Source organism: Jilunia laotingensis, assembly GCF_014385165.1.
Taxonomy (GTDB): domain Bacteria; phylum Bacteroidota; class Bacteroidia; order Bacteroidales; family Bacteroidaceae; genus Bacteroides; species Bacteroides laotingensis.
Genome location: NZ_JACRTF010000001.1, coordinates 2,645,904 through 2,672,899 on the forward strand (window position 1 = coordinate 2,645,904; position 26,996 = coordinate 2,672,899).

The following is a 26,996-nucleotide window of genomic DNA, read 5'->3' on the forward strand; positions in this document are numbered from 1 at the left end:
AATGGTCTTTAATGTTCAAATAAATCTATCATGGATAGCTTTTATCTTTAAAAAAGAAAGAATTTTCTCGACTACCTGATAACTTTTGATCAATCCATATGCACGGTCGGATTATGGATAGTCAATCCACCGTCGGCTACAATTGTCTGTCCGGTGACGTATCGGGCATCTTCCGAAGCAAGAAAGGCAATGGTTGCAGCGATGTCCTGGGGGACACCCAGATAGGGGGTAGCACATTGACTGAGAAAGATGTTGCGGACATCCTCATTCAGGTTGTTGAGTGCGGCAGGGGTGAGTACCAGTCCCGGGGCTACCGCATTGCAGCGAATATTCTTTTTTCCCATTTGGGTGGCGATGTATTTAGTCAGATTGATGACTCCGGCTTTGCTGGCTCCATAAAGCGTACCGTTTGAGTCGGCTGTGATTCCACTGATAGAGGCTACGTTGACTATATTCCCACCGCCATGTGCAATCATTATGGGGATGACTAATTGAGACAGATACATCGTACATGACAAATTAAGATGAAAAGCTTCATCGAAATAGTCAATATCGAGATTTTCGATATTCCTGTCACGTTTGGGATCTGTGCCGCCTACATTATTCACTAACACATCGATGCGATCATACTCTTTAGTGGCGAATGTTATCAGTTCTTTGCAACTTTGCAATTCAGTGGCGGAGAAGTACACGGGGCGTACGTCAGCTCCCGAGCGGGCAAGCTCGTCTGCCAATTGTTCTGCTTTCTCTTTTGAATAATCAGCGATGATTACTTTGGCTCCTTCGGATACCATGCGGCGTGTGGTTGCCTCGCCTATACCACCAGCGGCTCCGGTGATTACTATAACTTTGTTTTCAAATCTGTTCATATCGGATTGTTTTGAGGATTTTTGTATCACATAACAATCTGATTTCTGAAATGTTACCTCTTTAAACCCTCTTTAATAGGATTGGGCAATCCATTCAATAACTTTTGCATCTGCATCTGTCTGCTCCCGGCTTGTATTTATAAACCTGTTAAATGTTAACATAAGAATCTGAATTTGTTAACGGAGCGCGGATTCTATTAAACCATGTTATAAGATGCGTGATTATGCTTCTGAAATTTGGAGGTTTCCCGTAAGTCCGTATCTTTGCAATGTGTTTTTCATAGTATTAGATTTAAGGTTAACAAAAGATTGGCTGTCTGGGATAGATGGCCTTTTTTTATGTCCGTAGCTCTCCTGGAAGATGTAAATGAGTGTGTTAAATGTTAACGTAATAAGTTTTAAGTGTTAATGAACTGCGCATTGCATTAAACCGTGTTATAATATAAACTGAAAAGGCTTCGAAATTTGCTAATTTCCCGGAAGTCCGTATCTTTGCATCGTGTTTTTTTCATAAGTATTAGATTTAAGGTTAACAAAGATTGGCTGCTCGTGACGAGTAGCCATTTTTGCTTTATAAGGGTCAGAATCTATATCCTAATCCGATTCTGAGACTGATATAGGCACTTGAGAATCCATTGGATGAAGCCAAATATCCTACACCTCCCGAGAGATCGAATGAAAAATGTCGCCATACCCGGCGGAATCCCCAATAAGGAGTGATGTTCCATACATTTGTTCCTTCCCATCCGTTTGTAAGGAAGATAGGGAAAGAGTATCCTCCGTTGACGGATATATATCCCCCTGAATTGCCATAAGTACGTTTATCATGACGATGTCTTTTCTGCAAGTTGTAGTAAAATCGTGGTTCTACTGCGATATCCCCTGTCACCATGTGATAATCTTTAGTGGTGATGTAGATCTCATTGGTAGATTTCATATCCAGTCCCCATAATTGACCATAAGTATAAGATGCACCGGCACTGAAGATGATAGTGCCGCGAGGCGCAAAAGCATGTTCATAACTATAAGCCAGGCCGAGTCCGTTCACACCGATGGTGTGTCCTGATACGGTCCGATCCTGCATTGATTTGTTACTCTTTCCGACATTTGGATTTTGCGCATTAAGAGGGATTATAAAGAATAGACATGCCAGAATACCTACTGATTTTCGGGTTGGCAGAAAGAAGCAAAGGAGTTGGTTTATTTGTTCCATACAATTTTAGTGATTATGATTATACATTTGATTCTTTTCCTATAAAGACAGCAGAGAGTGGTAAACTCCCTATGGTGGAAATGAAAAATTTCATTGGTTGGAGAGCAAAAACACTTCTTTATTGTTATTAGAGGAGTATCAGTAATATAAGTATAAACTATAAAAGAAGATGTTATGAGAAAGAAATTAGTCGGGTCGGGCATGATTCTCGGTGTATTGCTACTTGTCTCTTGTTCAGGTGGCAGTAATAAAACAGCAGATGTGACCTATAGTAAGGCAGAGATTGAGAGTGCGGATAGTGTGATTCGTTATTATGACACAGCTTTGGCATTATTGAAAAATGTAGTGAAAGAGAAAGAAGTAAATGCTGTGTTGGGATATATGGAGCAGGAGGGTAAAGCTCCTTCTATTCCTGCCATTGCTCCTCCGGCTGTTTCTGAAAAAGAATTGTCGGATTTGATGAATCCCGGGAATTGCTTTAATGCAGAGACTCAACAGAACTTGAAACAGAGTTTTTCCGGTTTGTTCAGCGCAAGAGCGTTGTTTTATACCAACTTTGACCAGTATTTGGCAGATATAAAGGCAAAGAAATACGTTAAGGCAAAGAAGTTGGTGAACAGAGGTTATCAATTCAGCACGGAAATGTCTGAATACAAACAGAATATTTTCGATATTCTAAGTCCTTTTACTGAGAAAGCCCAACAGGTGGTTCTGTCAGGCAATCCGTTGAAAGAGCAACTGATGGCTATGAAGAAGATGACACTGGACATGCAAAGCATAACTAATCTGTATTCCCGTAAACATAATATGGACGGCGTACGCATTGATTTGAAAGTCAGTGAACTTAATCATGAACTGGAAGTCGCCAAAAAACTTCCGGTAGTGGCTGGATATGATTCTGAGACGAAGTCTTTCCAGACTTTTCTGGGTAAAGTGGAAACTTTCCTCAAACAGGTACATCAGATTCGTGAGAAAGCAGTATTTACCGAAGCTGATTACGATATGTTGTCCAGTGCTTACGAAACTACCATAATTTAATGTATGGTTGGATGAACATCATTCTGTTTGATGGTGTATGTAATCTTTGTAACGGAGTGGTCAGCTTCATTATAAAGAGAGATAAAAAAGCCCTGTTCCGGTTTGCTGCTTTACAATCCGGCACAGGGCAACTTTTGCTTAAAAGATACGGTGTGGAAAATGAGAATATCACTTTATTCTATTTCAAAGATAATGTCTGTTTCCGAAAATCCGCTGCCGTATTACATATATTCAAAGACCTGGGTGGGATATGGAAATGTTTTTATCCGTTAATTATTCTTCCTGTCTGCTTGAGGGATACCGTTTACCTGTTTATTTCACGTAATAGGTATCGTTGGTTCGGTAAAAGAAAAAACTGTATGATTCCTACGGAAGAAATACGTAAACGTTTCCTCTATTGAGTCTGTTTTTTCTTATTCTACCGGGATATAGATCTCAGTCAGCAATTCATTGGGTTCGGTATTGGCAGGATCGTTCAGATAGCGTTCGGCACTGGCTTCATCGCGAAGGGTACATTCCATTTCGGGAAGATATTTTCCGTAGATGGTGTCGTAAACTGCTTGTAGATTGTCGTAGGGACCTTTGTAGAGGAAAACGGCGTAACGTCCTGCTGGAAGTAGTTTGTATCCTATATCTCCTTTAGGGGTGACAGTAACAGGCATCACCATGCATACATCGGTACGCAGCTTTTCTGCCGGAGTCACTTTAGGATCATCGTAATAAATGCAAAGCGGTGACGGTTCGCCTCCTGGCAGGCTCTGTTCCTTGACAAATCGCCATAAGCGTCCCCAAGTACCACAGTAATCATTAAATTTATAATCACCGGATAGCCGGATATAAATCACGTTGCGTGCAGGAATGCTTTTTATTTCACTTTTTAACTCCAAATCGGGTCTGATAATAGCTGGTTTCATAATTACAAAATTTTTATTGTTTCTATACTCTAAAGGTGAAATACCATATAATTGTTTGAACACCTTGGAGAGCGATGAAGGGGATGAATAACCGATACGGTATGCAATATCGGCAACAGGGATATCCGAATAGCGTAGCAAGCGTGCTGCCGCTTCTGTTCGGGTACGTATGATAAAAGTTCCGATAGGTTCGCCTAAAAAGGCACTTATGATGCGGTGGAAGTAAAAAGGTGAAAAATGAGAAATCCTGGCCAGTGATTTCAAATCTATCTCCTCTCCCAAATGAAGGTTGATATAATCCACTACGGTATTTACACACATCTGATACTCTTCCCGAGTCGTTTTCTTTTCCGGCATGATATTGTTTTTTGTATTTCACTGGGCAAAGATAATCGGTAAATGATCAAGTGACTTGTCCGATATTGCGGAAAGTGGAGAAATGTCACTCGTCTGTAATTTATAATCCGCGAATTTTGTTTAAGTTTGCACTTCATTAAAAACTTATACGAATATGATCAGATTAAATGTTTTCATTAAGGTGTCCGATGCTCACCGGGCTACTGTACTCGAGTTGGCTAAGGACTTGGTGGCACACTCTTTGAAAGATGGAGGTTGCATTGCTTATGATGTCTTTGAAAGTTCTACCCGTAAAGATGTTCTTATGATTTGTGAAACGTGGAAGGATGAAGCATCCTTGTCGGCTCATGAGAAAGCGGAACATTTTGTGACATTAGTCCCTCGGATACATGAGCTGAGTGAAATGAAGTTAGAGAAATTTATCTTCTAAAATAAGGAGGAGTCCTGTTTATACTTTGAGATATATAAGCAGGACTTTTTAATTACTGGTTACGGTTGTCTTCAAAATGGATAGACAAACGCTAGTTTTATACCTATAACTATTGCCGGATGATTTTATTGAATGAGGGATTTTAATTCTTTCTTGGTGTCGGTTATAAAACGGGACTTTTCGTTGAAAAACATCTTATGTCGGTTCCACAACAACCTCTCCTGGGGTATGTACTCGTTCCTGATCGGCTCTCCTTGTCAGTGTGGTAGCCATAAAGGGTAAATGGTATTTTCGGGAGAGACCGGCATATTCTTCCCATAACGATTTCAAAGTCGTTCTTCCTGATTCTTTATCGATTAAATTAGCCATTGCGACCGTTCCATCTGTTTTTAGGTTGAATTCTCTTTTAATCCGTTCGCCCAAGGCTCCTTCCATTAAAATAAAGGGATGTGAAGTTATGCATGTTTGGAAATCCATCCGGTGTTTTGTATTATTAATGAATTTGAATCAAGAAAAATGATCTGGTTTATAGATTAATCATTTGCAAATTCCGTATATTCATCTATGATACCATCATTCATATGCTCTAAATGAGGTTCCTTTTTAAGTTCCTTGATTGAATCATATGTGATAAAAGTACATAATTCAGATAAAGGTCCTTTTTCCATGAAAGCAAAAACAGGTCTGTTTATTTGTTCAAAAACAGCATCTCTACGTTCTATCGGGGCAACAATATGTATTTTAATATCAAGCATAGGCTGTAAAGATAACAAATCTGCCATTCTTAAAATACCTGAATATATTGCAGTTGTTCCTTCTACTTCAAATGCTCTGACAATAGAATGTCTTTTAATCCATAATATATCAATATTCTCTATAACTTTTAAAGTATTGCCATCAAAAACTATTGGAAGCTCTTCTAGAAGACTATTGGCGTGTTTCGGTTTCCATTTGTTTAGTACTCTGGATCTGTCGGATCTTGGAATCCATATTTTATAATTCAATTTCTCACCTATTTCAGCTAAAAGTGCTTGGATTTTGATAGATTCACGTTCTTGTATGGGAGGGTTTACAGATATATTGTTATTAATATCTTCTTCCGGTATTTCTATAATGGTTTCCTTTTCATTTGATATCCTAATTCTTTGAGAAGCTTTAATCTTTTTCTTATCGTTCTCTGAAAAAGGAAAATCTTTCATATTTTGTTTTTGCTGTAATAAGACTTTTTCCAAATATTGACAATCCTTAAAAGGCCATACTCTTGGACTTGAAAAGACCATATAGGTCCACTTTGTACTATCTTTTGGGAGCCCTTTGGTTATTGTTAAATTATTCCAAATTTCATCATTATGAATGGGGAGCCCTTTTTCTAAAGGAAGCCAAACTGTTGGTTTTACTCTAAATCTTAAAATAAAAGGATCTTCTTCTTTCATAAATATTGGAGTATTATCTTCAAAAGGAACACTGATGATTTCTAGTACTCCGATAAAACGTTGTATTTTTGTGCAATAACAAATGAATTTATCCCCAATGCTAATTTTCTGATTTTGAATATATGTTTTTCTTGAGATTCTAAATCCAGAAACGGTTTGATCGGATTCTGAAAAGGCCAATGCTGTACTTGGTGAGAAAAGGTTTATAAAGTATTTCATTATTATATTGCCATAGAGTTAATATGTGTACAAAAATAAGGAATAAATTTGTCTTCTTAATTTCGAATGATGAATATTTTCAATCTGTTTTTCAGATATAGCTGTTTTATTCTTTATTTTCTTTTTAATTTTTTCGGCAATCTCTTGACTCGTACCCTAGGGTAGAATATATCTTTGTACTATAAACAAATTGCACATAAGTTTATGAAGAATAAAATGAAGTTTAAAATCGGAGAATTTTCCAAGCTTTGTCAAGTGACGGTCAAAACTCTTCGTCACTATGAAGAGAAAGGGTTGTTAATCCCTTTTGAAGTGGATGAGTGGACTGGCTACCGATATTATGATCTTGTTCAGCTTCGGCGAATGAATCGGATTATTTACCTGAAAAAGTTGGGCTTTAGTCTTGAAGAGATTGCGGAACTATTTGAAAATGGTAAAGAATATCCTGATGCCGAACTGCTAAGAATGAAAATAGAGCAGTGCAAGAATGAGATAGAATATTTGGCAGGACGACAGATTGAGTTGAAAAAGCTGGGAATTATGCTCCAAAAACAAGAAAACATAATGAAAAAGGTCTTTCAAAAATCGTTTCCGGCAAGAATATTTGCCACACATCGTCGTAAAATCGCTTCTTATCAAGAATTATTTGAACTGTGTCCAAATATTATAGGTCCGGAAATGTATCGTTTAGGCTGTGAATGTCCTGATCCGGGATACTGTTTTACCGTGGAATACAACGAAGAGTACGGGATTAACATTGATATTGAATATTTTGAGGCTGTATCTGAACGTAAAGAAGATTCTGATTTGATTAAATTCAAAGAACTTCCCGAAGTTCCCGTAGCTCTTTGTGCTAATCATTTTGGTTCGTATGAACAGATGCCGGAAACTTTTGCAGAACTCTATGCATATGCTGAGGCTAATGGCTACGAAATAAGCGATCGCTCACGTTTTTGCTATATTGACGGTATCTGGAATAAGGAAAATATAGAAGATTGGCTGACTGAAATTCAATTGCCAGTAAAATTATAGTATTGCTTAAATCCCTATGTGACATGAGGACTTGATACTGGGAAAAATTGAGACTGAGGGCCTTTTAGAAGAATGCAGTCTCAACTTCCCTTTAAAATAAATAGAAAAGTGAGCTTTCTATTCAAGAATTCCTTTATCTTTGTGCGGTACATAACTATGAATTGATTGTTCAACCCATGAAATTTCAACTCTGTATATAGCTGCTTTCAACGAATAGCCCTGTTCAATAAAGCTATTCAGCTATTTGGCAAATAAAAAAATATTTGTCACGGAGATTTTATATCCTATTATTTATGATTTTGCATGATGGCAGACTGATTTCTTGCAGCCTGGCCGATCTTGCAGTTTTACAGTTGAACAATGAATTATTCATATAAACAAATCTGGCTCATCAACTTTCCGGTGATGATGAGCATTTTAATGGAGCAGCTGATTAATATAACGGACGCTGTCTTTCTAGGTCATGTAGGAGAAGTCGCACTAGGAGCATCCGCCATTGCCGGAATTTATTATCTGGCAATTTACATGCTTGGATTCGGTTTTAGCATAGGTTTGCAAGTAATGATTGCCCGGAGAAATGGAGAACGGAATTACAAGGCAACAGGAAAGACATTCTTTCAAGGATTATTCTTTTTATCAGGATTGGCGATTCCACTTTGCCTGTTGATTCAAATAATTTCTCCTTTGATATTGAAACGTTTAATTACTTCACCGGAGATTTATCAGGCAGTGGTTCGGTATTTGGATTGGCGTAGTTTCGGTTTACTATTCTCGTTTCCGTTTCTGGCCATTCGTTCTTTCTTTGTAGGGATCACATTTACGAAAGCTTTGTCATGGGCAGCTATTATCGCGGTAATAATCAATATCTCTTTAAATTATTTCTTGATATTTGCATTGGAATTAGACATTTCGGGAGCTGCTATTGCTTCATCTTTAGCCGAAATGGGCTCTTTAGTTATGCTTTGTATCTATATGTACTGGAAAATTGACAAAGAGAAATATGGGTTGTATCCGGGCTGGGATGGAAAGTTACTTGTAAACGTTTTGAACTTGTCTGTATGGAGTATGTTTCATGCCTTTATCAGTGTTGCACCTTGGTTCCTGTTTTTTGTAGCCATTGAGCATTTAGGAAGAACAGAATTGGCTATATCTAACATAACCAGAAGTGTATCAGCTCTCTTTTTTGTAATAGCCAATTCTTTTGCTGTTACTACAGGATCATTGGTCAGTAACGCGATTGGTGCTGGGGTGGGGAACGAGCTTTTTGCTATCTGTAGTAAGGTTTTAAAACTGGGCTATGCCATTGGGGTTCCATTGGTGGGGATTGCTATGTGTTGTAATCGCTGGATAGTAGGTTTCTATACGGATAGCGAAACATTGATACAATTGGCTTTTGTGCCTTTCATCGTCATGCTGTTGAATTATACTTTTGCTTTGCCCGGTTATGTGTATTTAAATGCCGTAGGAGGAACGGGGAAAACTAAAATTACATTTCTATTTCAGGTGACGACTACATTCGTATATTTGACGTACCTGTTTCTGTTAAGTTTTTATACACAAGTATCTCTGGCGGTCTACCTGACGGCAGAGTATCTTTTTGTAATTCTATTGGCAGTGCAATCTATCATCTATTTGAAATATAAACATTATTAAAAAATAACGAGTTATGATGACAAAAATATATCCACGTACAGGAGATAAACAAACGGTGTATCTCAATGCGGTAGTGAAAGATCCACAAATAGCGATTGGTGATTATACTATTTATAATGATTTTATTGCTGATCCTTTGTTGTTTGAAAAGAACAATGTGCTTTATCATTATCCTATTCATAGAGAAAAGCTAGTCATAGGTAAATACTGTTCTATTGCCTGTGGTGCGAAATTTCTGTTCAATTGTGCTAACCATACATTAAAATCCATATCAACTTATACTTTTCCAGTATTCTATGAAGAATGGGAATTGAAAAAAACAGATGTTACTACTGCTTGGGATTATAAAGGAGATATTATAATCGGTAATGATGTGTGGATTGGTTATGAAGCCATTATTATGGCAGGAGTCCGTATAGGAGATGGAGCGATTATTGCCGCACGTGCTGTTGTGACGAAGGATATTCCATCTTATACGATTGTAGGTGGTACGCCTGCCAAAGAAATCCGGAAGCGCTTTGATATGGATGTGATAGCAAAATTGCTAATTTTAAGATGGTGGGATTGGCCTATTGATAAAATACACCGGAATTTACCATCTATTATGGAGGGGAGTCTAAATGAATTGTTTTTTTATGAAGAATAACAAAGTTCATATTTAACGTGAATTCTAAGACTTGTTTAAGTTTTAGAATTCACGTTATTTACACTGTTTTTTGAGAAAAGAAGGTTTATTTTACCGATAGAGTATAACTGAATGGAGTGGTTTTGGATAATACAAGGTACTATAAAATGTTTTGTAAATGGGAATAGGATTCAAATATAAAACCTGAATAACTTGATTACAAACTAACTGTTACTCACACTTTTCAAGAGATCGACCGCAACCTTTTGAGAACGCGATCCGTTGTCATAATCGAAGAAGAACAGGCGCGGCACTGCCGCTCGTACTATCCAGATATGCTCCTTTGCCGCCTTGTGCCTGTCATGTTCTATGACCGGGAGAGTGGTTTCATCCACCTGTATGTAGTCAGAGGAGAGGACTTTCTTTTTGAGTTCAAGGTAAAGAGGTCTTAAAAGTTCACAGACCGGCTTGAACCAGCCATCCAACGTGTTTCTCGACAGTTTCACTCCCAGAGGTTCCAGTTGCTTGACCTGCCGGTAAAACGGAACGTGATACTCGTATTTCTGTAAAAGTATCTCCGCGAGTATGGAAGCCCCGGGCATACCTTTATATATGGGCATCAACGGCAAAGGGGCGGTGACTACGATCCGGTTCCCGTTTTCAATGGCCTCCGTCCCGTCTTTGATTGCATACGTGGGGCGTACCGTGTCTTTTACATAGAGGTACCCGGGTTTCATCTCAAGGGTTCTGGTGTATTCCTCGCCTATCTTGACGTATTTGCCCAGATCGAGGTCTTCCAGCTCGATGACAACCGTCACGACCGGAAGGTCATCCATGATGATCCAGTTGCGGTGTGGAGTTTTACTGGTGACTTGGGGTTTCGAGGTGATGATCTGTGCCGCCTTGTTTCTGGCCGCTTCGATTTCCACCTCTATCTGTCCCAAGTCACCGTAATCAAAAGGGAGCATGGGGTCCCCGTTGTTTATAGGATCGCATTTCTCACTCATCTTTCCGAACGCTTTCCTTTTCAACCATGCCAGGGAGGCGTTCAGTTCAACTATCGTGGCGCGGAGTTCCTCTATGGTCTTGGTCTGGGACTCGATGACCTCACTTTGCTTCCGGTTCGTCTCCATCAGCAAGGCAAGCTGTTCCTTCATAGAGTCCGTCACCCGCTTCGGTGTATCTTCTTTCGTTGTCATTCAATATCTTGTTTGATTGTATAAAGGTAGTGAAAAAACAACCAGAAAAGCAATCCGGCAAGCTCTTTATTTACAGATATTTGCCAGTGTCTTTTCAAATCGGAGAGCCGTCTTTGCTTTCCCTTTCGTTTGTCCTCGTTGATGTCTTCCACCATGATGACAAGATCACTCCATGTCATGGGGTACGAGTGGGTTTCAGGATCATAAGCGGGGATTTTAAAAGTTCCTTCCTCAAGCAGCTTCTTGTACATCACCAGACCTCCCGTTTCTGCGTGCAGAAGCTTTATACAGTTTTTCAGCCTGTTGATAAATATGTACACATCTTCATTCCGGACATCTTGGAATGTTTTTTTCAAAGTTCCAGTGTTCCGCTTTTACAGACACACCTAAACTTTTATACTTTCGTTTGCCATCCATGCAGACACAAACCATAAGCGGATGTTCACCATTACCAAGAGTTTTTGACTTGTAACACAATATATTAACGGTGGTAGCCATATCGTTTTTCGGTTTACATCTTGGTTTACATGAGAGTTGAAAAACCACCGAAAAAGACACCGAAAAGACATAAAAAAAACAGCTACTTTTATTAGTAACTGCTTGATAATTAATCTTTTAAAAGTGGTGCCACCAGCAAGAGAACTTTTATCTTCTCTCTGTTGATTATCACCGTTTTATAATTTCTTCCATTTGGAAATCCACATGATTTAGCACACGATTATGTTTTATCGTTTTGCTCGCTATAAGAACGATTCTTTTTTCAAATATCTCATTGTTTATATATCGCCTGAGATTCTTATTGTATAGTTAACATTCTGATAATTAAAATTTTACATTTTTAATTTCAAGCATATCCCATGAATTTGCTACGTGCTTTTGCGGCAGTTTGCTCATGGAGAATACTGGATACAAAGATAAGTCTTTTATCGGATATACAATGCCTTTATACATGTGTAATATTGCCTTCACTACTTTTTATGCGCTTATTGAGAAAACGTCTAATTCTTGTCTCCCAATTTGCATCATGATAAAATCTTTCGATCATTAACTTTTCCCTTTGTACCGATTGTTTGTCTCTTATAATATTCGTTTCATAATCAGATAATTTAAATACATATGTTGCATTTTCCGAATACATTGTTTCTAATAATATAATATCTAAATTACTAAAGCCAAAAACAATATATCCAAAGAAATTATTTGGACCTTTTCCTCTTATATCAGGTTCATACTCTTTTAATATATGTAACCTTTTTTGAAAAGCCTTTTGTTCTTGATTATCTTTCACATAATGACTTGATATACGTACTACTTCATCAAAGTTTTCAGCCTCATTCAATGTACCTTTTGGGAGCAATTCCATATCAAACCTTTTATTAAAATGAATTGCGGGTTCTAGTTTAGATGTAAATATTTCAAAGTCGTTAAATATTTCACAAAATAGATTTATGACATGGGTATTCTTCATGTTATTTTCTATATCATTTATATATACCAGAGGGGTTGATGATACTACAATTTTTTGCCCATGAATATTAGTCTTAAAGGTAAATTGCATATTATATTTATGCAGTAATACTTTGGCATAGATATGAAAGTCTCTGTAATAGCTAACATGAGTACCATCTTTAGTGGTATATTCAATGTGTTTTGTGTTAGTGACTTTTTCTTCAGGTTGTTTGCGTACGAACTTTCCATTTACATTATTCTTTGAAGCTGATTTTCTTGCTTTCGGAATAAATGTTGCATCATCAACAAAATCCTTAGGCAATCCATATTTATCCAAATAAGGACTATTAATATAGTCTTCATATAGTAAACCTACATAAAAAGCCTCTCCTTCATCTAGGAATGCAGATAGATACTTGCTCGAATTTAGAATTCTTACATGTTTTCTTTTCACTGAATCATTTGCCTGATTCTCAAAGTAATCATTTTTCATTTTCTTTAAATTTTAATTTTTTGATGTAAATAACCTCTTCTTCTTTTTAAATATCCACAAGAGGCTTTGGGATATCAGGCAAATTCAGCAGCAATTAGTATTTTCTATCACAAAAATACTATCTTTGCAAACCAATGATCACTTAAAGAAGTATCTTCTTTTATTCCGCCAAGAATATTAGATCTGGATCCGAACAAGTATTTGCCTACTTGTTCGGTTTTCTTTTGTTGACAATCAACTGTTAAATTTGCATTTTGTCAACCTGATGGTGCAAAAAACTTCATTCTTTTCATCATTGTTTTTTTCTTATCGTTTTTAATACATTTGTTAATTGTTCGAATTTTTCTCGTTTGATTATGTTTTGATTTAATAACTCGGTTAATATCCATTCTGTTTTTTGACAAACAAGTTCTTCCTCTTGCCCTTTTGCTATAGTTTTACTATCAGATAAAACTATAGCATTAAGTTTCATTGCTAACCATATTGCAGAAGTTTCTACTATACAGCAAGACTTTCTACATCTTCCTAAGGAAATAACTTCTTGTAATTCATCGATAGACAATTTCTTTATATGTATTTTTTTGTCTCTCTCAAAAGAGTCTATACTATATTTACAATTAGATTTTCTTATGTCATTTATAAGTAAATCAGTTATGTAAAACTCAAAATTAAGAGCGAAGAATTCTGCAGATATATTAAGGTCTTGCAGCATGAATAATATATTAATATCACCTATTGTAATGTTCATGCTACACTGTCTATTTGATTACGAAACTCATCAATGGATATATCTAGAAGGTGAGCAGCTTCTGTTAAGGACAATACTCCCATACCAATAGCATTGAAAATCATTTTGGCAAACAACGTTGGTTCTTCTTTACTGGGAAAGACTTTTTTCTCTCCAAGTTTGAATTTTGTTTGATAGGAAATCATCATTTTTTTAAAGACAAAATCTTTTAATATACCTACGCTGTATGCACGATATATGATTGCTTTAATTGATATTCCCCATTTTTCTTTTAATAAATATAGTTCTTGAGTATAGAAATGAAATTTTCCTGCACTCATTTCTTTTAAAACCAAGTTGTACGGATATAGAACTGCTGATGCAAAAGCTGTGCAAAGTTTCTCTTCTTCTTTTTCAGAGATTTCTTTTCCAAATCTTAAAACAGAATGCGCAAATTCGTGGAGAGCAGACATTCGCCTACGTACTTGATCCTCGTTAGGGGCTATTTTTCGTAAAACAATAATTTCATAGTTTAATATTCGTGTGTGAAAGCCATCAAAACCGTCAGGAGCCTCTATTTCAATTATCCAATATCCATGATCTTCTAACATTGTTATTACATCATTTATAGGATCATTTCCTAATTCCCATTGAAGTCGGAAACTCATAGCAGCTTCTTCAACATTTGAGCTTGTCACTTCTCCAAAATTAAACTGAGCAACTTCATTTTTATTTCCCAATAGATTGAATATGCGAAGCCTTCTTGCAATAGCCTCTTTGGCTTTCTCTTCAATAGAACAGCTCTGAGTTTTATTTATCTTAGTAGAGAACTTTCTAAATCTAACATTATCTAATGTAAGATTTTCAAGTGGTTCATAGAAGAAAAAATCGACTGATACATTTAAAATATTAGCTAAGGCTATTAATATGCTACTATCAGGTTTCATTATCCCTTGCTCATATTTGTTTAGAGATTGCTTGGTGATTACATTACCAAGTTTATCTGCCAGAGCTTGTAATGATAAGCCAGCCATTTTCCGGGCGGAAGTAAGTCTTTTACCAAAAATATTATCTGTATTCATACACTTTATAAGAACTTTATGGTGACAAATTTACTAAATAAAATTGATTTGTCAACAAAAATATGACTTTTTTCAACTGACTTGCTTTTTTTCCATTGTACAATGTGTTTTTAAGGTTGGGATAGTATATAAAGTCGATATTTTGCCAGCTATCGTACTTTGTAATTTTTGTATCATCTTGGATTTGTGATAACTCCCTTTTGATTGTATTAAAATTAAAAAGAAATTTGCTTTCTATTTTTCTGATATGCAAATACAAATTTACTCGGCTATTTTTCGCATGGGGATATTGTTTCCTTTATCAGACAGACAAGCGGTTTATAATACTTAACTTCATTAGGTAACGGTTTATATAGTTTCGTAGTTTTTCATATTCAATCATCGTTTTATTCCTTTCTTCTTTTTTTTCTTGCGTTTCTGTATCTGTGATTCTTCTGACACTCTTGCTTCGTAATTATTACTATCTCTCAATGAGAAAACAGACAAAAGAGAATCATATAAATTGTTATATTGTTGATTGTAAGCATATTTGTTATCCTGTTTGCTATCAAGATTGCAAGAAATATTGTTTTCTTTCTCACCGGATTGAAATACTTCTTTCTTCTTTTCACCAGTAAAGTCTTGATTTTGTAATTCAAGTTGTTCGGAAATAGAACCGTTCTTCATCGTATTGTGGTAACCGAATGATTCCGATTGTTGACGGTCGTAGCCAAAGAGTTTATCAAAACCTTGTTCCGCTTGTTGGAATAGGTTTACACGGTTAAAACCACCCTTGACTACCCCAGTTTTAGTATCCTTATGATTCGTAAGCGGTGATAGCTTCTTTTTATTGGTTTCATCTTTCCGGCTCACTATCAAATGACAGTGCATATTCAGTTCGTTATCAGAACGGTTGCGGTCAAAATGAATCTTCCCGTAAAACTTAATATCGGTTTCAGATAGTCCTTTATTGAAGTTCTTAGCATATTCAGGTATAAACACTTCACGAATATAACGTTTCATGGCTTCGGCTTTCTCTTGCTCGGTATTACCCATTGCCCGAAGTTCGTTTTCCGATGGGCTGATATGGATAGCGAAAAACTTAGCATCAGTTTTCAGGAGTTGTCCGATATTGGTATCTATATCTTTTATGACCTTTGATTTATAGATGTTATCCTCCGTTAGATTGAAAAATCCATCAATATAGATTCCTTTCTCCATCCGTTCTAAATCTTCATGCTCTAAATAATTAGTTAGCTGTTGGCAACTCCCAGCATTATTATATGTTCCGTTTGAAGGCGGGGCAAAGTCTATGTGCATAATCTTATGTGTTTATCAAATTGTTGATTTCGGCTTTCAGATTCTCTTTCCTTTTACTATCCATCACACCGCAAGCAGAAAGTTCCGAATTGAGTTGTATCAGTTGAAGTAACTTCTTATAATCCCGTTGATGTATCTGATAGAGGGCATTAATCTGCTTGGATTGGTTGTTTATCACATCGGCATGATTACAGAACTGCTCACTTAACTTTTTAAGCACGGATATTTGTCTTTCCTGACTGGCTTCCAGTTGAGAGAGGATCAGAGTTTCCAAAGTTTTGCCGATAGCATCAAAGCGCAAAGCTATAGAATTTGTTGCTCGTATCATAGGATTCAGTTGTTCTTCCTCGTAGTGGCGAATGAAGCGGATAATATCATCCTGTCTCTTATTTATTTTCGCCAGTTCTGATTTTACGGATTCAGGTGCTTCGGATGGGTTGATATGCGCCTTGTCTATATACCCGAACGCCAACTTTACAACTTCACTCTTTTTCAGTGAATAGCGTTTGCATATCTTCTCTACCAAAGCTGCCGTTTCCTTGTCTATGGAAATGGTAGTGAATATCGTTTTTCGACTGCTATTTGGCATGGTAATTACTTTTTTATAGAAATATGAATAGATAAATTCTTGATAATAAGCATTACAAAGAAAATGCTTATTACAGGTGTCATTACAGCGTGTTCTTGTAACACGCTAAAGCCGAAGGCTTTGCCCCGCAGGGCAAGAGGGAAGAACAGGACTTGTCCAGTTCCCTCTTGCTCAATTTAGCGAAACGAGCGAAGCCGGAAGGCGTAGCTGTTTCTGCTAAATTGGGGTGATAGTACAAGGAAGGAGCAGTAATACTTCATTCCTAAATTTGCTACCTTTTGCTTTCACGGCTGATTCTCTAATTGATTAGCTTTTTCAAACTGTTTGTAGGTTTGAGAATCGGCACGTTCACGAACGAAAGACCGGATATCACTAGCACGATAATAAGTTTTCTTTCCAATGGTAAAGAAAGGTAGTAGCCCGCTTACCCTATAGCGTTGAAGAGTTCGGAAAGATACTTTCAGAAGAAAGGCTAAATCCTGATTATCGAGTATCTTTTCATTATCATCTAATACTTTATCGGTATTGATTAGGGATTTTAAGTCTTTCCCTATTTCAGTGAGTTTCTTGGATAGCTTCTCCATCCATTTCTCAAAGTTTTCGTTGTCTATATACATTTTGCTTCATTTTTTGGTGATACATTATGAATGTCAATCGATTGATGATGCAAAAATCGGCAGAATGGAGAATCAGAAAAAGAGGAGTAGTTACCTACTCCCCTGAAAATAAAATTCAAATAGTTGTAAATGAGAGAATTATAAAACCATTTTACTTAATGTTTATTAGATCGTTTACGGGCTTCTTTGTTAATTGCATTCTTTAAAGCATCTAATGTTTTGGTCAGATTGAATGGTTTACGCATAAAAATAGCATCCAGTTTATCGTATATACTTCCAAATTTTAAATTGAAAAGGACTTCAAAACCGTGAGCTAAACGAATTAATGGGACGGGCTTTCCGTCTTTTCCGACTACTTCGCCTAAAAAAGATAACCCTATTACTATTTCAGCAATACCAATAATCCCCAAGTCCTTTGACTTAGGGATTACGTATAGATCTGATTCGGATGTTGGTGAGATAGGTGAAACAAATGATTCAGGATGCTTAATTTTTAGACTTAATAGTTCCAATTCTACATTGATAATAGCTAGCACTTTATGCAGATAAGAATTTTTAAGCGCATTTTTCCCCCTGCTCGCACTGATATAGCTCTTTTAAGGGTGCTATCTCAATACGAGTGAGATTCAGCATCCGAAAGATGTTGGAGTTATCTTTTGAATTGCCAATTGTTGCTATGCACCTGATAAATTCGTCATAAGCGTCTTGCATTTCTGTGTCAGTTACTTTTTGTGAGGAATCAGTCAATAAGATGATAATCCTCGTTTTTGATAAATCATTCATAAGCATGAAGTGTTTAATAATTAATGAGTATTAATAATCAGACTAAAGTCTGTTACATGTTGCTGAATGATTTCTGTATATCTTTAAAACATGAATCCAATCTTTATTGAAATAGCATTATGGCTTAGCTTCTCAGCAAACTCGGCTGTAAACAATGATTGCTTTTGCGTTTTCAGTCGTTCAAATTTCTGGGGTTCATATCCTAAAGTCAAGAATAACTTCTTACTTTTACAAATAGAATATTCTACCCCAGCAGACGGATTCAGATAAAAACCTCCATTAGTATTTTTATTCGGTGCAAAACTATATCCAACGCCACATTCTATATAAGGAGTGAACTTTCTAGGTTTTATGATTAAAAATTTTGCATCGGCAAATAACGGGATCAGAACTTTCTCATAAATAGATAATCCAGTCCCGACACCGACAGAGAACCGTTTGTTGATGGCATAATAACCCAGAACCTGTAATGAAAAAGGAGTAGCTGCTGGCTCGCTCATGTCAATACCTGTTCCTACACTTGTTGCAAAAGTGAAGTGTTCTTTCTTTTGGGCTGTCGCCATCGCAACAGTACAGCTTGCTATAATTAGTAGAATAATCTTTTTCATTGGATCGTTACAGTTATGCGTTTTACAATGTGTAAAGCTGTTGTAAGCCCGGATGTATCTTCATTAATCTCTCCCGAACTTCCATCTGGACTACTATGCCCGATCAAATTTGCTTCAAATGATTTTTCTCCTGATAATAAATCGACATTGGCAGTATATACAATCGCTGGTTGTCCACTTCCTTCTTTACCACCAGAATAGTTGGTTTCTCCTTCTTTTGCTAATTTGGGAAAGGCTTCATTGAAATCGGTAGAGTGATTGATTTCTATTTTTACCACAAATTTCTTTAGTGCTGTTGTCGGACTTAATTTGATATCAAAACTTCCATGTGGGGTTGCCCCTGATATGCCATCTGTTAATGGTTCTTTCTTTGTGGGCAAATAAAGTCCATCATCGTATTTTATTCCACGTGAATAACACCAATGAGGTAGAGCTTCTTTTCGTCGGTTTCCTCCCGATGCTTGCCAAGATTAAGTGGCGATCTTATGAGTTACATAGACCGTTGAAAGATAATTCCCTTGTGTATCTTCCAACCAGACAGCAATTTGAGGTGGGTTCTTTTTGTTGATACCTAAGAACAAAGGAAAGTCATGCAGCCATTGTTCACCCTGTTCGATACATACCTTTACATCTCCTTTCTCATACTCAATCAATTCCTGTTGGCAGGAACAAAGGCTGACAAGCCATAAATAAATCAATGTCAATCCCATTTTATTCATATTAGTTTTATTAAATTGTTATTTTATCATTGTTACTAACCGGGAACATAGTAAGCAAAAAAATATTAGACTAGTGATGTTTCAATCTTTTTACGGGGAGAATAAGGGATTTGCTTTGCATAACCAATTCTCATTATTAATGTTGGGTGTTCCTTATTGACAGGTAATTTCTCTCGTAAGTCAAAAGCTAATGCCGCAACTTCGCACGGCTGATTCAAAAAAGCATAAGAAATCCCGATCTCAGTTACTTTTAACAGAAAGCGTTGGAGTGTTCGCCCCAAGTTAATCCACTCTTCGATTATATCTCGTTGCGTGGTGCATACAACAAAATGCGAGGAAGAATCTATTTTCTTTCTATCCGATTTGTTCTGCGCATTAGGTTTTAAGAATAAGCTAACTATGGGACGTGCTAATATTCTAGGAAGTGGTGGATTTCCGAAAACCAAATAACTTAGCCCGTTATGTGTAGCCTCAACTTGTTTTTTATTAAACCTCATCCACGAAAGCAATTCATTCTTGAAAGCAATATCAGCCATTTGAATTTCATTCCCTTTTATTATGTATTGGGTTATTGTATTTGCAAATGGCGTATTTATTTCAGTAAAGTAGAATTGAATACCATTTTCTTTTGGAATGGATTGAAGTTGTTGCAGAATTCCATCTGATATTTTATTGCCATTATAGATATTGCGGTTTGTCTGTCGTTTCTCAATTTGATGGAATAGGGAATCTTCAATTGTGAGATCATTTTTCGTTAATTCAAGAATAATCGCTTCTATACTGCATTCTATTATATGGGTAGTGTAACCGAAATAGCTGGCAGCGATGCATAAGTTTTCAACAGCACAGCCTAAGCTAATAAATAACTCACGATTGTTTCTATCAACGACAGGTAACGCTACATCTAAGTTGGGGAGAACCGTAATAGTACTGTCCGTAATATGAAACTTCCAAGGCTGTGTGTTATGTCCCGAAGGAGCTTTGGAAGCATAACTAGCTATTTGTATGAAATCAGTTTTCATCTTGAAATACCTTATTTATTAAAACTTCAATTCCTTCGTTTATCTGTTCCCATCCTGAATTCTCATTCAGAGGAATGCCATTGTAAACCGGACAAAAATCTTCCAGCATTACCAAATAAGTAATTGATGCTGTCAGCATAGAAGCTATTGCTGCAATTTCCTTTTGGGGATGTCCTGTTAGTTCGCTTACTTTCTTTACAAGGTCTATTCCTACTTTTTCCCGTTGCTCTCTTAGCTTTACAATCATATCATTATTACAAGATAATTCCCAGCGATAAAGCCTTTTCAAAGTAGGATTATTCCTTAATTGCTCAATCTGTCCTTGAAACATACTTTTCACGAATGCAGGTAGTTTTTTACGGCTGGGATATTCAAGAGGGAAATTGATCCAAAAATCATGTTGCCGTATGTAAGCAGCCATAAGTCCCTCTACCGAACCAAAATAACGGTATATCAATATCTTTGAAACACCTGATTGGGTAGCTATAGCGTTAATGCCGATTTTCTCGAAGCCATCTTCGGCAATCATTTTACCGATAGTATCTAGCAACCGCTTTTCGGTAGCTTCCCGATCTCTTTCTCCTGTTATGCTTTTTCCTTTCATTTTACGCATGGTTACTATTCGGGAACAAATGTATGTTACTTATCGGAAACATGCAAATAATATGCTTGGTAAATTTGCAGTGGTAGAAAGTTTTTTGCTATCAAGCCAATGCTGAACTTACTATGCCATCCTTAGACAGTTTAGAAAACGGCTCTTGATTCTTCTTTCATTTGCTGGTGAAATAGAATCAACACGTTTTATAAACCATTTAAAATTAAAAGTATGGAAGTAGTAACCATCGAAAAAAGAACATTCTTGTATGTCTGCGAGAGGTTCACGGAGTTTGCTAAACGGATAGAGAGTTTGTACAGCACTCATACGCAGAAAGTCGAAAACTGGCTGGATAGTCAGGAAGTATGCCCGTTGTTAGGCTTTAGTAAGCGAACTTTGCAGTATTATAGAAGTAGCGGAAGATTGGCTTATTCTCAAATCGGTAGCAAGATTTATTATAAATCTGCTGATATTGAAAAGATTATTTCAAACTGTGAAATAAAGAATCAATCACCCAAACAAATCACGTCTTATGAAAAGAATTAAAAAAGATTATCCGACCTTCAACCTGTTTTCGATTGTCGGCACATGGGAAAGCGTTAATCTGAATCCTACGGTTATCATTTATCGGAACGACAAAGATTATCTTCTCTCCATTATATATGTGTTGGAAACCACCAAACAGGCTTCACCCGCCACATATGAAATACAGAAAGAAGGTAGCCTGTATTTTATTGCTCCTGCTCCTAAACGGATTTACATAGATTATGATTCAGTGAAAGATGTGCTTAATCTTTCATCACTGGGTGACTATCTGCGAAACTAATTAATCAATCAGCTAATTATTCAACTGATTAGCCATCCAGCAATCTTGAAATCAATATTTCAATAAAACAATCTTTCAATCATGGAATTAATAAATAAAGATATACCGCAAGTCAAAGAATTTATTTCTTCGCTCGATTCAATGCTGAACGGTATTGAATCAATTGTCAAGCACTATAAACCTCACCTGAACGGAGAACGTTTTCTTTCCAATCATGAGGTTTCTAAAAAACTGAATGTCAGTTTGCGAACCCTGCAAGAGTGGAGAGATACAGGGTTAATCCCCTTTATTCAGATAAAAGGTAAAATCATCTATCGCCAAAGCGATATAGACAAACTATTGCAAAAGCATTACTTTGAAAGCTGGAAGGAATAACCTGCCACCCTCGAAAACATTGTTTTTCGGAATTTAATTTGAATCATTGACTTTCCCTGTGAAGTATTTAGTCTGTGCAAGTCTTTAGATAAAAATACGCTCGAATGCAATGAGAGGAAGATTTTTATCTAAACCGAAGGCTTGGACTTGAACAGGCTAAATACGGAACTTACCTTTGTCAATGCTTCATATTGAGTTCTGGAAAACTTACTTTAAAAGAAAAGGATTGAGAAAATGAATTTTGAAAAGTAATTTATATATGGATATAGTAGCAATAGAAAGAGTTTCCTTCGATTCTTTTAGAAAGAAGTTGGAACAGATTATATCATTGGTAGATAATACTTCTTTGCATTCCTTTGATATGTGTATTGAGAAAGAATGGATAGAGGGTAGGACATTGGCAGCTTCCTTAAATATTCCTTTACGAACATTACAGTCTTTACGTGAGAGTGGCAAACTTTCTTTTTCGACTGTTGGCAAGAAGGTATATTATAAGGTTGCCGAAGTACAAAAACTATTGGATTCAGGTAGAATAAAAGTAACCATTAAAGAATAATTACTTATGAATTTATACACGAATGAGGATAGCCAAGAATTATTGCAATCGTTAGATAGGGTTTTACCTTATATAGAATATGCATTGAAGAATAATAAGCCCATGTTTGAGGGTGAACGGTATCTGACAAGCGAAGAACTTTGTTCTATTCTCAAAATTAGCCGTAGAACTTTGCAGTATTATCGGGATGATGGCATTTTCCCTTTTATTCAACTTCCGGGCAAAGTGCTATTCCGTGAATCGGATATCAGGAAGGTTTTAGAAGATAGGTTTCGTTCAGCCTATCAACTAAATTACTAGCTTTTCATGAGTTCACTTAATATTTTTACTGCACTTGCAGAAAGTTCTGTAGGAGTGAATACAATATTATTATTACTTATAGCTAATAATAGATTACTGATAAGGAGCATGCCATTGGCAATATCTTTTAGATTCGAAATACTTAAATCATCATTGTATTTGGCTATTTCTTCAAGGATATTTTTAATAGTATTCTTTTTTGCATTATAATCAATAAAATAAATACTAATAAGACTTGCTTGCCACTTGGCTATTAATTCATTTCCGATTTGTTCCATAATTATATTGGGATTTTTAATATTGGGTAAATATATAAAAAAATGGGATTAGTAGTAATATGAGAAAATAAATTTGTGAGAAACGGCTACCGTCCTAATGGATTAGGTAGCCGTTTTTATCTTTAGATGGTTTTAGTAGAGAAACTCTCCCGTACATTCTGCATATCTCGGAGAATACTTTGATCTAATACTTTTGCGTATCGCTGCGTCATTTTTGTATTGGTATGACCGAGCATTTTGGCTACATTTTCCAATGATACATTGTTAGCTAAAGCGACAACGGTCGAAAATGTATGTCGTCCGGTATGCGTGGTTAGATTCTTCTTGATACCGCATAAATCAGCAATTTCTTTCAAGTAACTGTTTAGCTTTTGGTTGCATGGAACAGGTAACAATGTTCCTTTCTTTTTCGCCAGTAGATGTCCTTTGTATTTCTCCAATATGGCTAAAGGTATATCCAAAAGAGGGATGTTGCACATGACTTTCGTTTTCTGTCTTGCTTTTCTAATCCATAAATTCCCCTGATTATCAGACACAAGATGTTCTGCCTTTAATTCAGATACATCTATGAAAGCTAACCCCGTGAAGCATTGGAATAGAAAAATATCACGCACTAAATCCAGTCGAGGAACATCAAATACTTTGTTTTGCATAGTTTCTAATTCTTCTTTGGTTAGAAACTCTTTGTGTACTTCTTGCTCATGGAAACGGATATTGATAAACGGATCTTTCTCCATCCAATCATTAGCCAATGCCATATTGGTGATTTTCTTAACTACTTTCATATAACGGATTACCGTATTTTCTTGCAAGTCCTTTTGAACTTTCAGGAAATGAATATAATCCTGAATAATGGCATGACTTATTTCTTTCATGGGTATATCCTTTAGATGGTGCTTTTTCAAAGCCATCTCTTTGAAATACCGTAAACAAGTATCAAATCGGGAGATAGTTACTTTGGCATAATCCTTACCAATCAGTTCACGGCATTTGTCGTTATGTTCCTGAAAAACTTCAAAGAACATCAGGTGCTTTACATCCAGCCCAAGAAAACGTCTTTTAATCTCCATCGGATTGATAAGCTTATTATCATCTTCTAAAATTCGATGAATATCATATAAACGTAGTCTTACCGATTCAATATAGCGGTTTACTTCTACAGATTTGGCATCTTTACCTGTACACCGTTCTTTGGTTTGCGACCAAAGTTCGGGCTTAATGGTTCGTTTTAACTGTATTTCAGCTAATTGACCTTGAATTGTTATCCGCAACATGATAGGTGTCTCACCTGACTTTACTGTTCTTGTTTTGCGGATGAAGAACAGTACGTTGAAAGTCTGTCGTTTCATACTCTAAAAAATTAATGTTTAAAGTTACTGAATCGTGCAGAATAGCAAGAAACAAACGATAAGACAATCAACGACTTACGGTACAATTCGTGGACAGTTTTTTCGAGACTAAAATTGTCCACGATTTAGCACAGCGGAAGTGCGTAATTCTGCTCAAAATATGCGGATTAGGGGAAAAAGAAAATCCCTGAAATGTTTAATTTTCAGGGATTTACCAAATTTGAAGTTTTTTAAAAGTGGTGCCACCAGGAATCGAACCGGGGACACAAGGATTTTCAGTCCTTTGCTCTCAAGACCTTTAAAAGCCTCGCCTACGGCTCGACTTTCAAAGGCAACCAACTGAGCTATTGCACCTTAGCAGTTATCTTATGATTTCTTTATATTCTTCTATTTCTTCTTTGGTTTAACTCACGGTTTAACTTTCAAAGAAAACTAAGATAGATTCAACATTAAATTAATAATCTCTTTGCAGCATTTAATTGCACCACGAAGTTAGTAAATATCGTGCTGTTATGCAATGATTCTTTCTTATAGTTTTGCTTTTGACTATCAGTTTTTTACCTATCTAATGATATGGTATATAATGGTATAGTGTAGCTTTCTCCCTACTAAAGAAGTATTCATATATTGCACTTCCATTGCATAATATCGTATAGGTATAGAAATCAGTAGTAGGTATATAAAGCAATTTCTTCTTAAAAATCTACCTGCTTAAAAATCTACTCTTATTGTTTTGTGTTCTCTGCATCTATAAATATGTTTGTGAAACACATAGTTTTGTAGTTAATAAGATGTTTGTTTAGAACTGAAAAAAGCCAACTTATCCGTAATTGGATGGGCTGGCTTTTTGCGTATGTACTATTTTATCAATTCAAATTTTTCGTCTTTTAATTGGTAGGTCTTATTGATAATATTGTTCCAACCATTAGAACCGTAAATAGTAATGGTCTTGTTCTCTGAATCAAACTTACATTGTCCGTTTTCCAACTCTGTAAATGGTGCTTCTGTTTTCAGCATAAAGTAACCGTATGGGCTGACATCGTACACATCATAAGCATTGGAATCTCTTGAACCACTTTTATAGCGGTTGATAATGAACTCATCTTCTCCGTCAAAATCAACATCAGAAAAGAAGAAAGGAGAATTATCCGAAAGGTATTCTTCGTTCTCTAATTTAGCCGTATAGTCTAACTCTATAACTGTGTTGTTCGGATATGTGTTGCCTTTATCATACAGAACCCTATCAGTCCATTTCTCCGCAAAGTAGTAATATTCCACTCCTTGTTTCTCTAAACAGAATAGAGCGTTACCTACTTCACCATTTTGCAGCCACATTACTTTTACTGTATATCCGTTTATAGGCTGTTTGTACTTAATGTAGATATGCGGCTGATTGAAACATTCAAAATCCTGCGGAACAGATGTTTTGTCTGTTTTGCAAGCTATTAAGCAAAGTAACCCAATAATGATAAATAGTAATCTTCTCATTACCTTTCATTCATTATATCAATAATCTGCCTAAACACATCACCTGCCATCAGTCCACCACTTGCAGGTAATCCCTTCTTATTAATGGTAACGATAACACTGTATTTCGGATTATCGGCAGGGAAGTAACCGCAAAATTCTACGGCATATTCACCGTTTGGAAGTTGAATAGTTCCCGTTGCTCCTGCTACTTTAACCTTATCGGATTGGGCAGGTTTAGCTAATCCATTAGAAACAGCGTATTCCAATGCTTGCTTAATGGCTGTCTTGCTTGCTGCATTAAAGAAAGTCAAGTTCTGTAATGGAGTAGTGAGTATGCCGTATCCCAAAGGGTTATAGACAAGGCTTGTATCTTTCACTTGATAACCGTATTTTGCAAGTGTTTCCGCAAAGGTTTGTTCATTATCAAATGCCTTTCTTACCGCCTTGTAATTGGCGATATTGGATGCAAGTCCGAAACCTTGCTCCACTGTGATTTTTCCATATCCACTCCTATGCCAATTATGGTCGCACAATGTATCTTTTCCAATAGCTAATATACCATTATCAACATCTATCGTATCGGATAATTTGACAGCCTTTGTTTCCAATGCTGCCAAAAGTGAAGCGGTACGCACTAATCCCGATTCTTGCAGAATAGAATCAGAACCAACAAAAGCCTTGATTTCTCCCGTCCGTACTTCCATTACAATAGCTTGCCCTATTGTAGCATCAAGTTCGGATAGCTTGTTTTGCAGGATAGAATCAACACTTACTTGTAAAGTGCTGTCTATGGTAGAAACTTGTTCCGCTTTTTGTTTGGCGCAAGCTATGAATGTAGCTATGCTAATTAAAAGGATAATAGTATTTTTCATGGTAG

Annotated in this window: 33 protein-coding genes, 1 tRNA gene and 2 pseudogenes; 11 read left to right on the plus strand and 25 right to left on the minus strand. The window is 36.4% G+C overall.

The window, feature by feature from the left end; translation table 11 throughout:
• Window positions 1–89 precede the first annotated feature (89 nt).
• A complete protein-coding gene (gene hdhA / locus H8744_RS10030; RefSeq protein WP_262434703.1) occupies window positions 90–869 on the minus strand; it encodes a 7alpha-hydroxysteroid dehydrogenase in 780 nt (259 codons plus the stop codon).
• A 580-nt stretch (window positions 870–1,449) separates the two neighbouring features.
• Complete coding sequence (locus H8744_RS10035; RefSeq protein WP_262434704.1) at window positions 1,450–2,082, minus strand: hypothetical protein; 633 nt, start codon at window positions 2,080–2,082, stop codon at window positions 1,450–1,452.
• A 174-nt stretch (window positions 2,083–2,256) separates the two neighbouring features.
• On the opposite strand from H8744_RS10035, the gene H8744_RS10040 reads away from it, so the two are divergent.
• A complete protein-coding gene (locus tag H8744_RS10040) occupies window positions 2,257–3,120 on the plus strand; it encodes a DUF6845 domain-containing protein (protein WP_262434705.1) in 864 nt (287 codons plus the stop codon).
• 11 nt (window positions 3,121–3,131) lie between these two features.
• A complete protein-coding gene (locus H8744_RS10045) occupies window positions 3,132–3,521 on the plus strand; it encodes a thiol-disulfide oxidoreductase DCC family protein (RefSeq protein ID WP_262434706.1) in 390 nt (129 codons plus the stop codon).
• A 12-nt stretch (window positions 3,522–3,533) separates the two neighbouring features.
• Here H8744_RS10045 and H8744_RS10050 read toward each other — a convergent pair whose 3' ends face one another.
• On the minus strand, window positions 3,534–4,391 hold the full coding sequence (locus H8744_RS10050; RefSeq protein ID WP_262434707.1) for an AraC family transcriptional regulator: 858 nt from the start codon (window positions 4,389–4,391) through the stop codon (window positions 3,534–3,536).
• 154 nt (window positions 4,392–4,545) lie between these two features.
• Here H8744_RS10050 and H8744_RS10055 point away from each other — a divergent pair, with 154 nt between their 5' ends.
• Window positions 4,546–4,821 (plus strand): putative quinol monooxygenase, encoded by a 276-nt coding sequence (locus H8744_RS10055; RefSeq protein ID WP_262434708.1) that lies wholly within the window; start codon window positions 4,546–4,548, stop codon window positions 4,819–4,821.
• Between the two features lie 195 nt (window positions 4,822–5,016).
• On the opposite strand, the gene H8744_RS10060 is transcribed toward H8744_RS10055, so the two are convergent.
• Together H8744_RS10060 and H8744_RS10065 are read right to left on the minus strand one after the other, a co-directional pair.
• Window positions 5,017–5,298 carry a hypothetical protein gene (locus H8744_RS10060; RefSeq protein WP_262434709.1) on the minus strand — a complete coding sequence of 94 codons (282 nt, stop codon included), beginning with the start codon at window positions 5,296–5,298 and terminating at the stop codon, window positions 5,017–5,019.
• Between the two features lie 56 nt (window positions 5,299–5,354).
• Entirely contained in the window at window positions 5,355–6,473 is a 1,119-nt protein-coding gene (locus H8744_RS10065) for a type II restriction enzyme NmeDI-related protein (protein ID WP_262434710.1), read from the minus strand.
• 204 nt (window positions 6,474–6,677) lie between these two features.
• Between H8744_RS10065 and H8744_RS10070 the strand changes: the two genes are divergently transcribed.
• The 3 genes from H8744_RS10070 to H8744_RS10080 all read left to right on the plus strand — a co-directional run bounded on the left by H8744_RS10070 (window position 6,678) and on the right by H8744_RS10080 (window position 9,804).
• On the plus strand, window positions 6,678–7,505 hold the full coding sequence (locus tag H8744_RS10070) for a MerR family transcriptional regulator (RefSeq protein ID WP_262434711.1): 828 nt from the start codon (window positions 6,678–6,680) through the stop codon (window positions 7,503–7,505).
• A gap of 360 nt (window positions 7,506–7,865) precedes the next feature.
• A complete protein-coding gene (locus H8744_RS10075) occupies window positions 7,866–9,158 on the plus strand; it encodes an MATE family efflux transporter (protein WP_262434712.1) in 1,293 nt (430 codons plus the stop codon).
• Window positions 9,159–9,171: 13 nt separating this feature from the next.
• Window positions 9,172–9,804, plus strand: coding sequence for a CatB-related O-acetyltransferase (locus H8744_RS10080; protein WP_305067362.1), 633 nt, complete (start codon window positions 9,172–9,174; stop codon window positions 9,802–9,804).
• Window positions 9,805–10,007: 203 nt separating this feature from the next.
• Here H8744_RS10080 and H8744_RS10085 read toward each other — a convergent pair whose 3' ends face one another.
• The 15 genes and pseudogenes from H8744_RS10085 to H8744_RS10155 all read right to left on the minus strand — a co-directional run bounded on the left by H8744_RS10085 (window position 10,008) and on the right by H8744_RS10155 (window position 20,974).
• Window positions 10,008–10,982 carry an IS66 family transposase gene (locus tag H8744_RS10085; RefSeq protein WP_262434713.1) on the minus strand — a complete coding sequence of 325 codons (975 nt, stop codon included), beginning with the start codon at window positions 10,980–10,982 and terminating at the stop codon, window positions 10,008–10,010.
• Entirely contained in the window at window positions 10,979–11,302 is a 324-nt protein-coding gene (gene tnpB, locus H8744_RS10090; protein ID WP_439649379.1) for an IS66 family insertion sequence element accessory protein TnpB, read from the minus strand. The genes H8744_RS10085 and tnpB overlap by 4 nt, the downstream gene beginning before the upstream one ends.
• Window positions 11,303–11,312: 10 nt before the next feature.
• A pseudogene (locus H8744_RS19040) lies at window positions 11,313–11,480 on the minus strand (Arm DNA-binding domain-containing protein); the annotation flags it as partial.
• 445 nt (window positions 11,481–11,925) lie between these two features.
• Complete coding sequence (locus H8744_RS10095) at window positions 11,926–12,924, minus strand: hypothetical protein (protein ID WP_262434715.1); 999 nt, start codon at window positions 12,922–12,924, stop codon at window positions 11,926–11,928.
• Window positions 12,925–13,216: 292 nt separating this feature from the next.
• Window positions 13,217–13,672: a hypothetical protein gene (locus H8744_RS10100; protein WP_262434716.1), complete on the minus strand. Its 456-nt coding sequence runs from the start codon at window positions 13,670–13,672 to the stop codon at window positions 13,217–13,219.
• Window positions 13,669–14,733, minus strand: coding sequence for a helix-turn-helix domain-containing protein (locus H8744_RS10105; RefSeq protein ID WP_262434717.1), 1,065 nt, complete (start codon window positions 14,731–14,733; stop codon window positions 13,669–13,671). The genes H8744_RS10100 and H8744_RS10105 overlap by 4 nt, the downstream gene beginning before the upstream one ends.
• A 378-nt stretch (window positions 14,734–15,111) precedes the next feature.
• Window positions 15,112–16,032 carry a DUF5712 family protein gene (locus H8744_RS10110; RefSeq protein ID WP_262434718.1) on the minus strand — a complete coding sequence of 307 codons (921 nt, stop codon included), beginning with the start codon at window positions 16,030–16,032 and terminating at the stop codon, window positions 15,112–15,114.
• A 4-nt stretch (window positions 16,033–16,036) separates the two neighbouring features.
• Entirely contained in the window at window positions 16,037–16,621 is a 585-nt protein-coding gene (locus H8744_RS10115) for a BfmA/BtgA family mobilization protein (protein ID WP_262434719.1), read from the minus strand.
• A 284-nt stretch (window positions 16,622–16,905) separates the two neighbouring features.
• Window positions 16,906–17,238: a helix-turn-helix domain-containing protein gene (locus H8744_RS10120; RefSeq protein WP_008149749.1), complete on the minus strand. Its 333-nt coding sequence runs from the start codon at window positions 17,236–17,238 to the stop codon at window positions 16,906–16,908.
• A 155-nt stretch (window positions 17,239–17,393) separates the two neighbouring features.
• Window positions 17,394–17,774 carry a hypothetical protein gene (locus tag H8744_RS10125; protein ID WP_369411011.1) on the minus strand — a complete coding sequence of 127 codons (381 nt, stop codon included), beginning with the start codon at window positions 17,772–17,774 and terminating at the stop codon, window positions 17,394–17,396.
• A 19-nt stretch (window positions 17,775–17,793) separates the two neighbouring features.
• A complete protein-coding gene (locus H8744_RS10130) occupies window positions 17,794–18,021 on the minus strand; it encodes a hypothetical protein (protein WP_005814760.1) in 228 nt (75 codons plus the stop codon).
• Window positions 18,022–18,104: 83 nt separating this feature from the next.
• A complete protein-coding gene (locus H8744_RS10135; RefSeq protein ID WP_262434721.1) occupies window positions 18,105–18,629 on the minus strand; it encodes a hypothetical protein in 525 nt (174 codons plus the stop codon).
• Window positions 18,626–19,348 (minus strand): annotated as a pseudogene (locus tag H8744_RS18890) (hypothetical protein). The gene H8744_RS10135 and the pseudogene H8744_RS18890 overlap by 4 nt, the downstream one beginning before the upstream one ends.
• 65 nt (window positions 19,349–19,413) lie before the next feature.
• On the minus strand, window positions 19,414–20,370 hold the full coding sequence (locus tag H8744_RS10150; protein WP_262434724.1) for an Acg family FMN-binding oxidoreductase: 957 nt from the start codon (window positions 20,368–20,370) through the stop codon (window positions 19,414–19,416).
• Complete coding sequence (locus tag H8744_RS10155) at window positions 20,360–20,974, minus strand: TetR/AcrR family transcriptional regulator (RefSeq protein WP_262434725.1); 615 nt, start codon at window positions 20,972–20,974, stop codon at window positions 20,360–20,362. Before H8744_RS10155 ends, H8744_RS10150 begins: the two co-directional genes overlap by 11 nt.
• 222 nt (window positions 20,975–21,196) lie before the next feature.
• On the opposite strand from H8744_RS10155, the gene H8744_RS10160 reads away from it, so the two are divergent.
• From H8744_RS10160 to H8744_RS10180, 5 genes are all read left to right on the plus strand, one after another.
• A complete protein-coding gene (locus tag H8744_RS10160) occupies window positions 21,197–21,511 on the plus strand; it encodes a helix-turn-helix domain-containing protein (RefSeq protein ID WP_262434726.1) in 315 nt (104 codons plus the stop codon).
• Window positions 21,498–21,791 (plus strand): DUF3876 domain-containing protein, encoded by a 294-nt coding sequence (locus H8744_RS10165; protein ID WP_262434727.1) that lies wholly within the window; start codon window positions 21,498–21,500, stop codon window positions 21,789–21,791. Before H8744_RS10160 ends, H8744_RS10165 begins: the two co-directional genes overlap by 14 nt.
• A gap of 81 nt (window positions 21,792–21,872) precedes the next feature.
• Window positions 21,873–22,166 carry a helix-turn-helix domain-containing protein gene (locus tag H8744_RS10170; RefSeq protein ID WP_262434728.1) on the plus strand — a complete coding sequence of 98 codons (294 nt, stop codon included), beginning with the start codon at window positions 21,873–21,875 and terminating at the stop codon, window positions 22,164–22,166.
• Window positions 22,167–22,425: 259 nt separating this feature from the next.
• Entirely contained in the window at window positions 22,426–22,722 is a 297-nt protein-coding gene (locus H8744_RS10175) for a helix-turn-helix domain-containing protein (protein ID WP_262434729.1), read from the plus strand.
• A gap of 6 nt (window positions 22,723–22,728) precedes the next feature.
• Window positions 22,729–23,022 carry a helix-turn-helix domain-containing protein gene (locus tag H8744_RS10180; RefSeq protein WP_262434730.1) on the plus strand — a complete coding sequence of 98 codons (294 nt, stop codon included), beginning with the start codon at window positions 22,729–22,731 and terminating at the stop codon, window positions 23,020–23,022.
• On the opposite strand, the gene H8744_RS10185 is transcribed toward H8744_RS10180, so the two are convergent.
• The 5 genes from H8744_RS10185 to H8744_RS10205 all read right to left on the minus strand — a co-directional run bounded on the left by H8744_RS10185 (window position 23,019) and on the right by H8744_RS10205 (window position 26,991).
• Window positions 23,019–23,300, minus strand: a complete 282-nt coding sequence (locus H8744_RS10185) for a hypothetical protein (protein ID WP_262434731.1) — start codon at window positions 23,298–23,300, stop codon at window positions 23,019–23,021. The two genes, H8744_RS10180 and H8744_RS10185, sit on opposite strands and share 4 nt — an antisense overlap.
• 122 nt (window positions 23,301–23,422) lie before the next feature.
• Entirely contained in the window at window positions 23,423–24,649 is a 1,227-nt protein-coding gene (locus H8744_RS10190; RefSeq protein WP_262434732.1) for a site-specific integrase, read from the minus strand.
• 237 nt (window positions 24,650–24,886) lie between these two features.
• Window positions 24,887–25,003, minus strand: a tRNA-Phe gene (locus tag H8744_RS10195).
• Window positions 25,004–25,507: 504 nt separating this feature from the next.
• Entirely contained in the window at window positions 25,508–26,137 is a 630-nt protein-coding gene (locus H8744_RS10200) for a hypothetical protein (RefSeq protein WP_195538119.1), read from the minus strand.
• Window positions 26,137–26,991: a penicillin-binding transpeptidase domain-containing protein gene (locus tag H8744_RS10205; RefSeq protein ID WP_195538120.1), complete on the minus strand. Its 855-nt coding sequence runs from the start codon at window positions 26,989–26,991 to the stop codon at window positions 26,137–26,139. Before H8744_RS10205 ends, H8744_RS10200 begins: the two co-directional genes overlap by 1 nt.
• Window positions 26,992–26,996 lie beyond the last annotated feature (5 nt).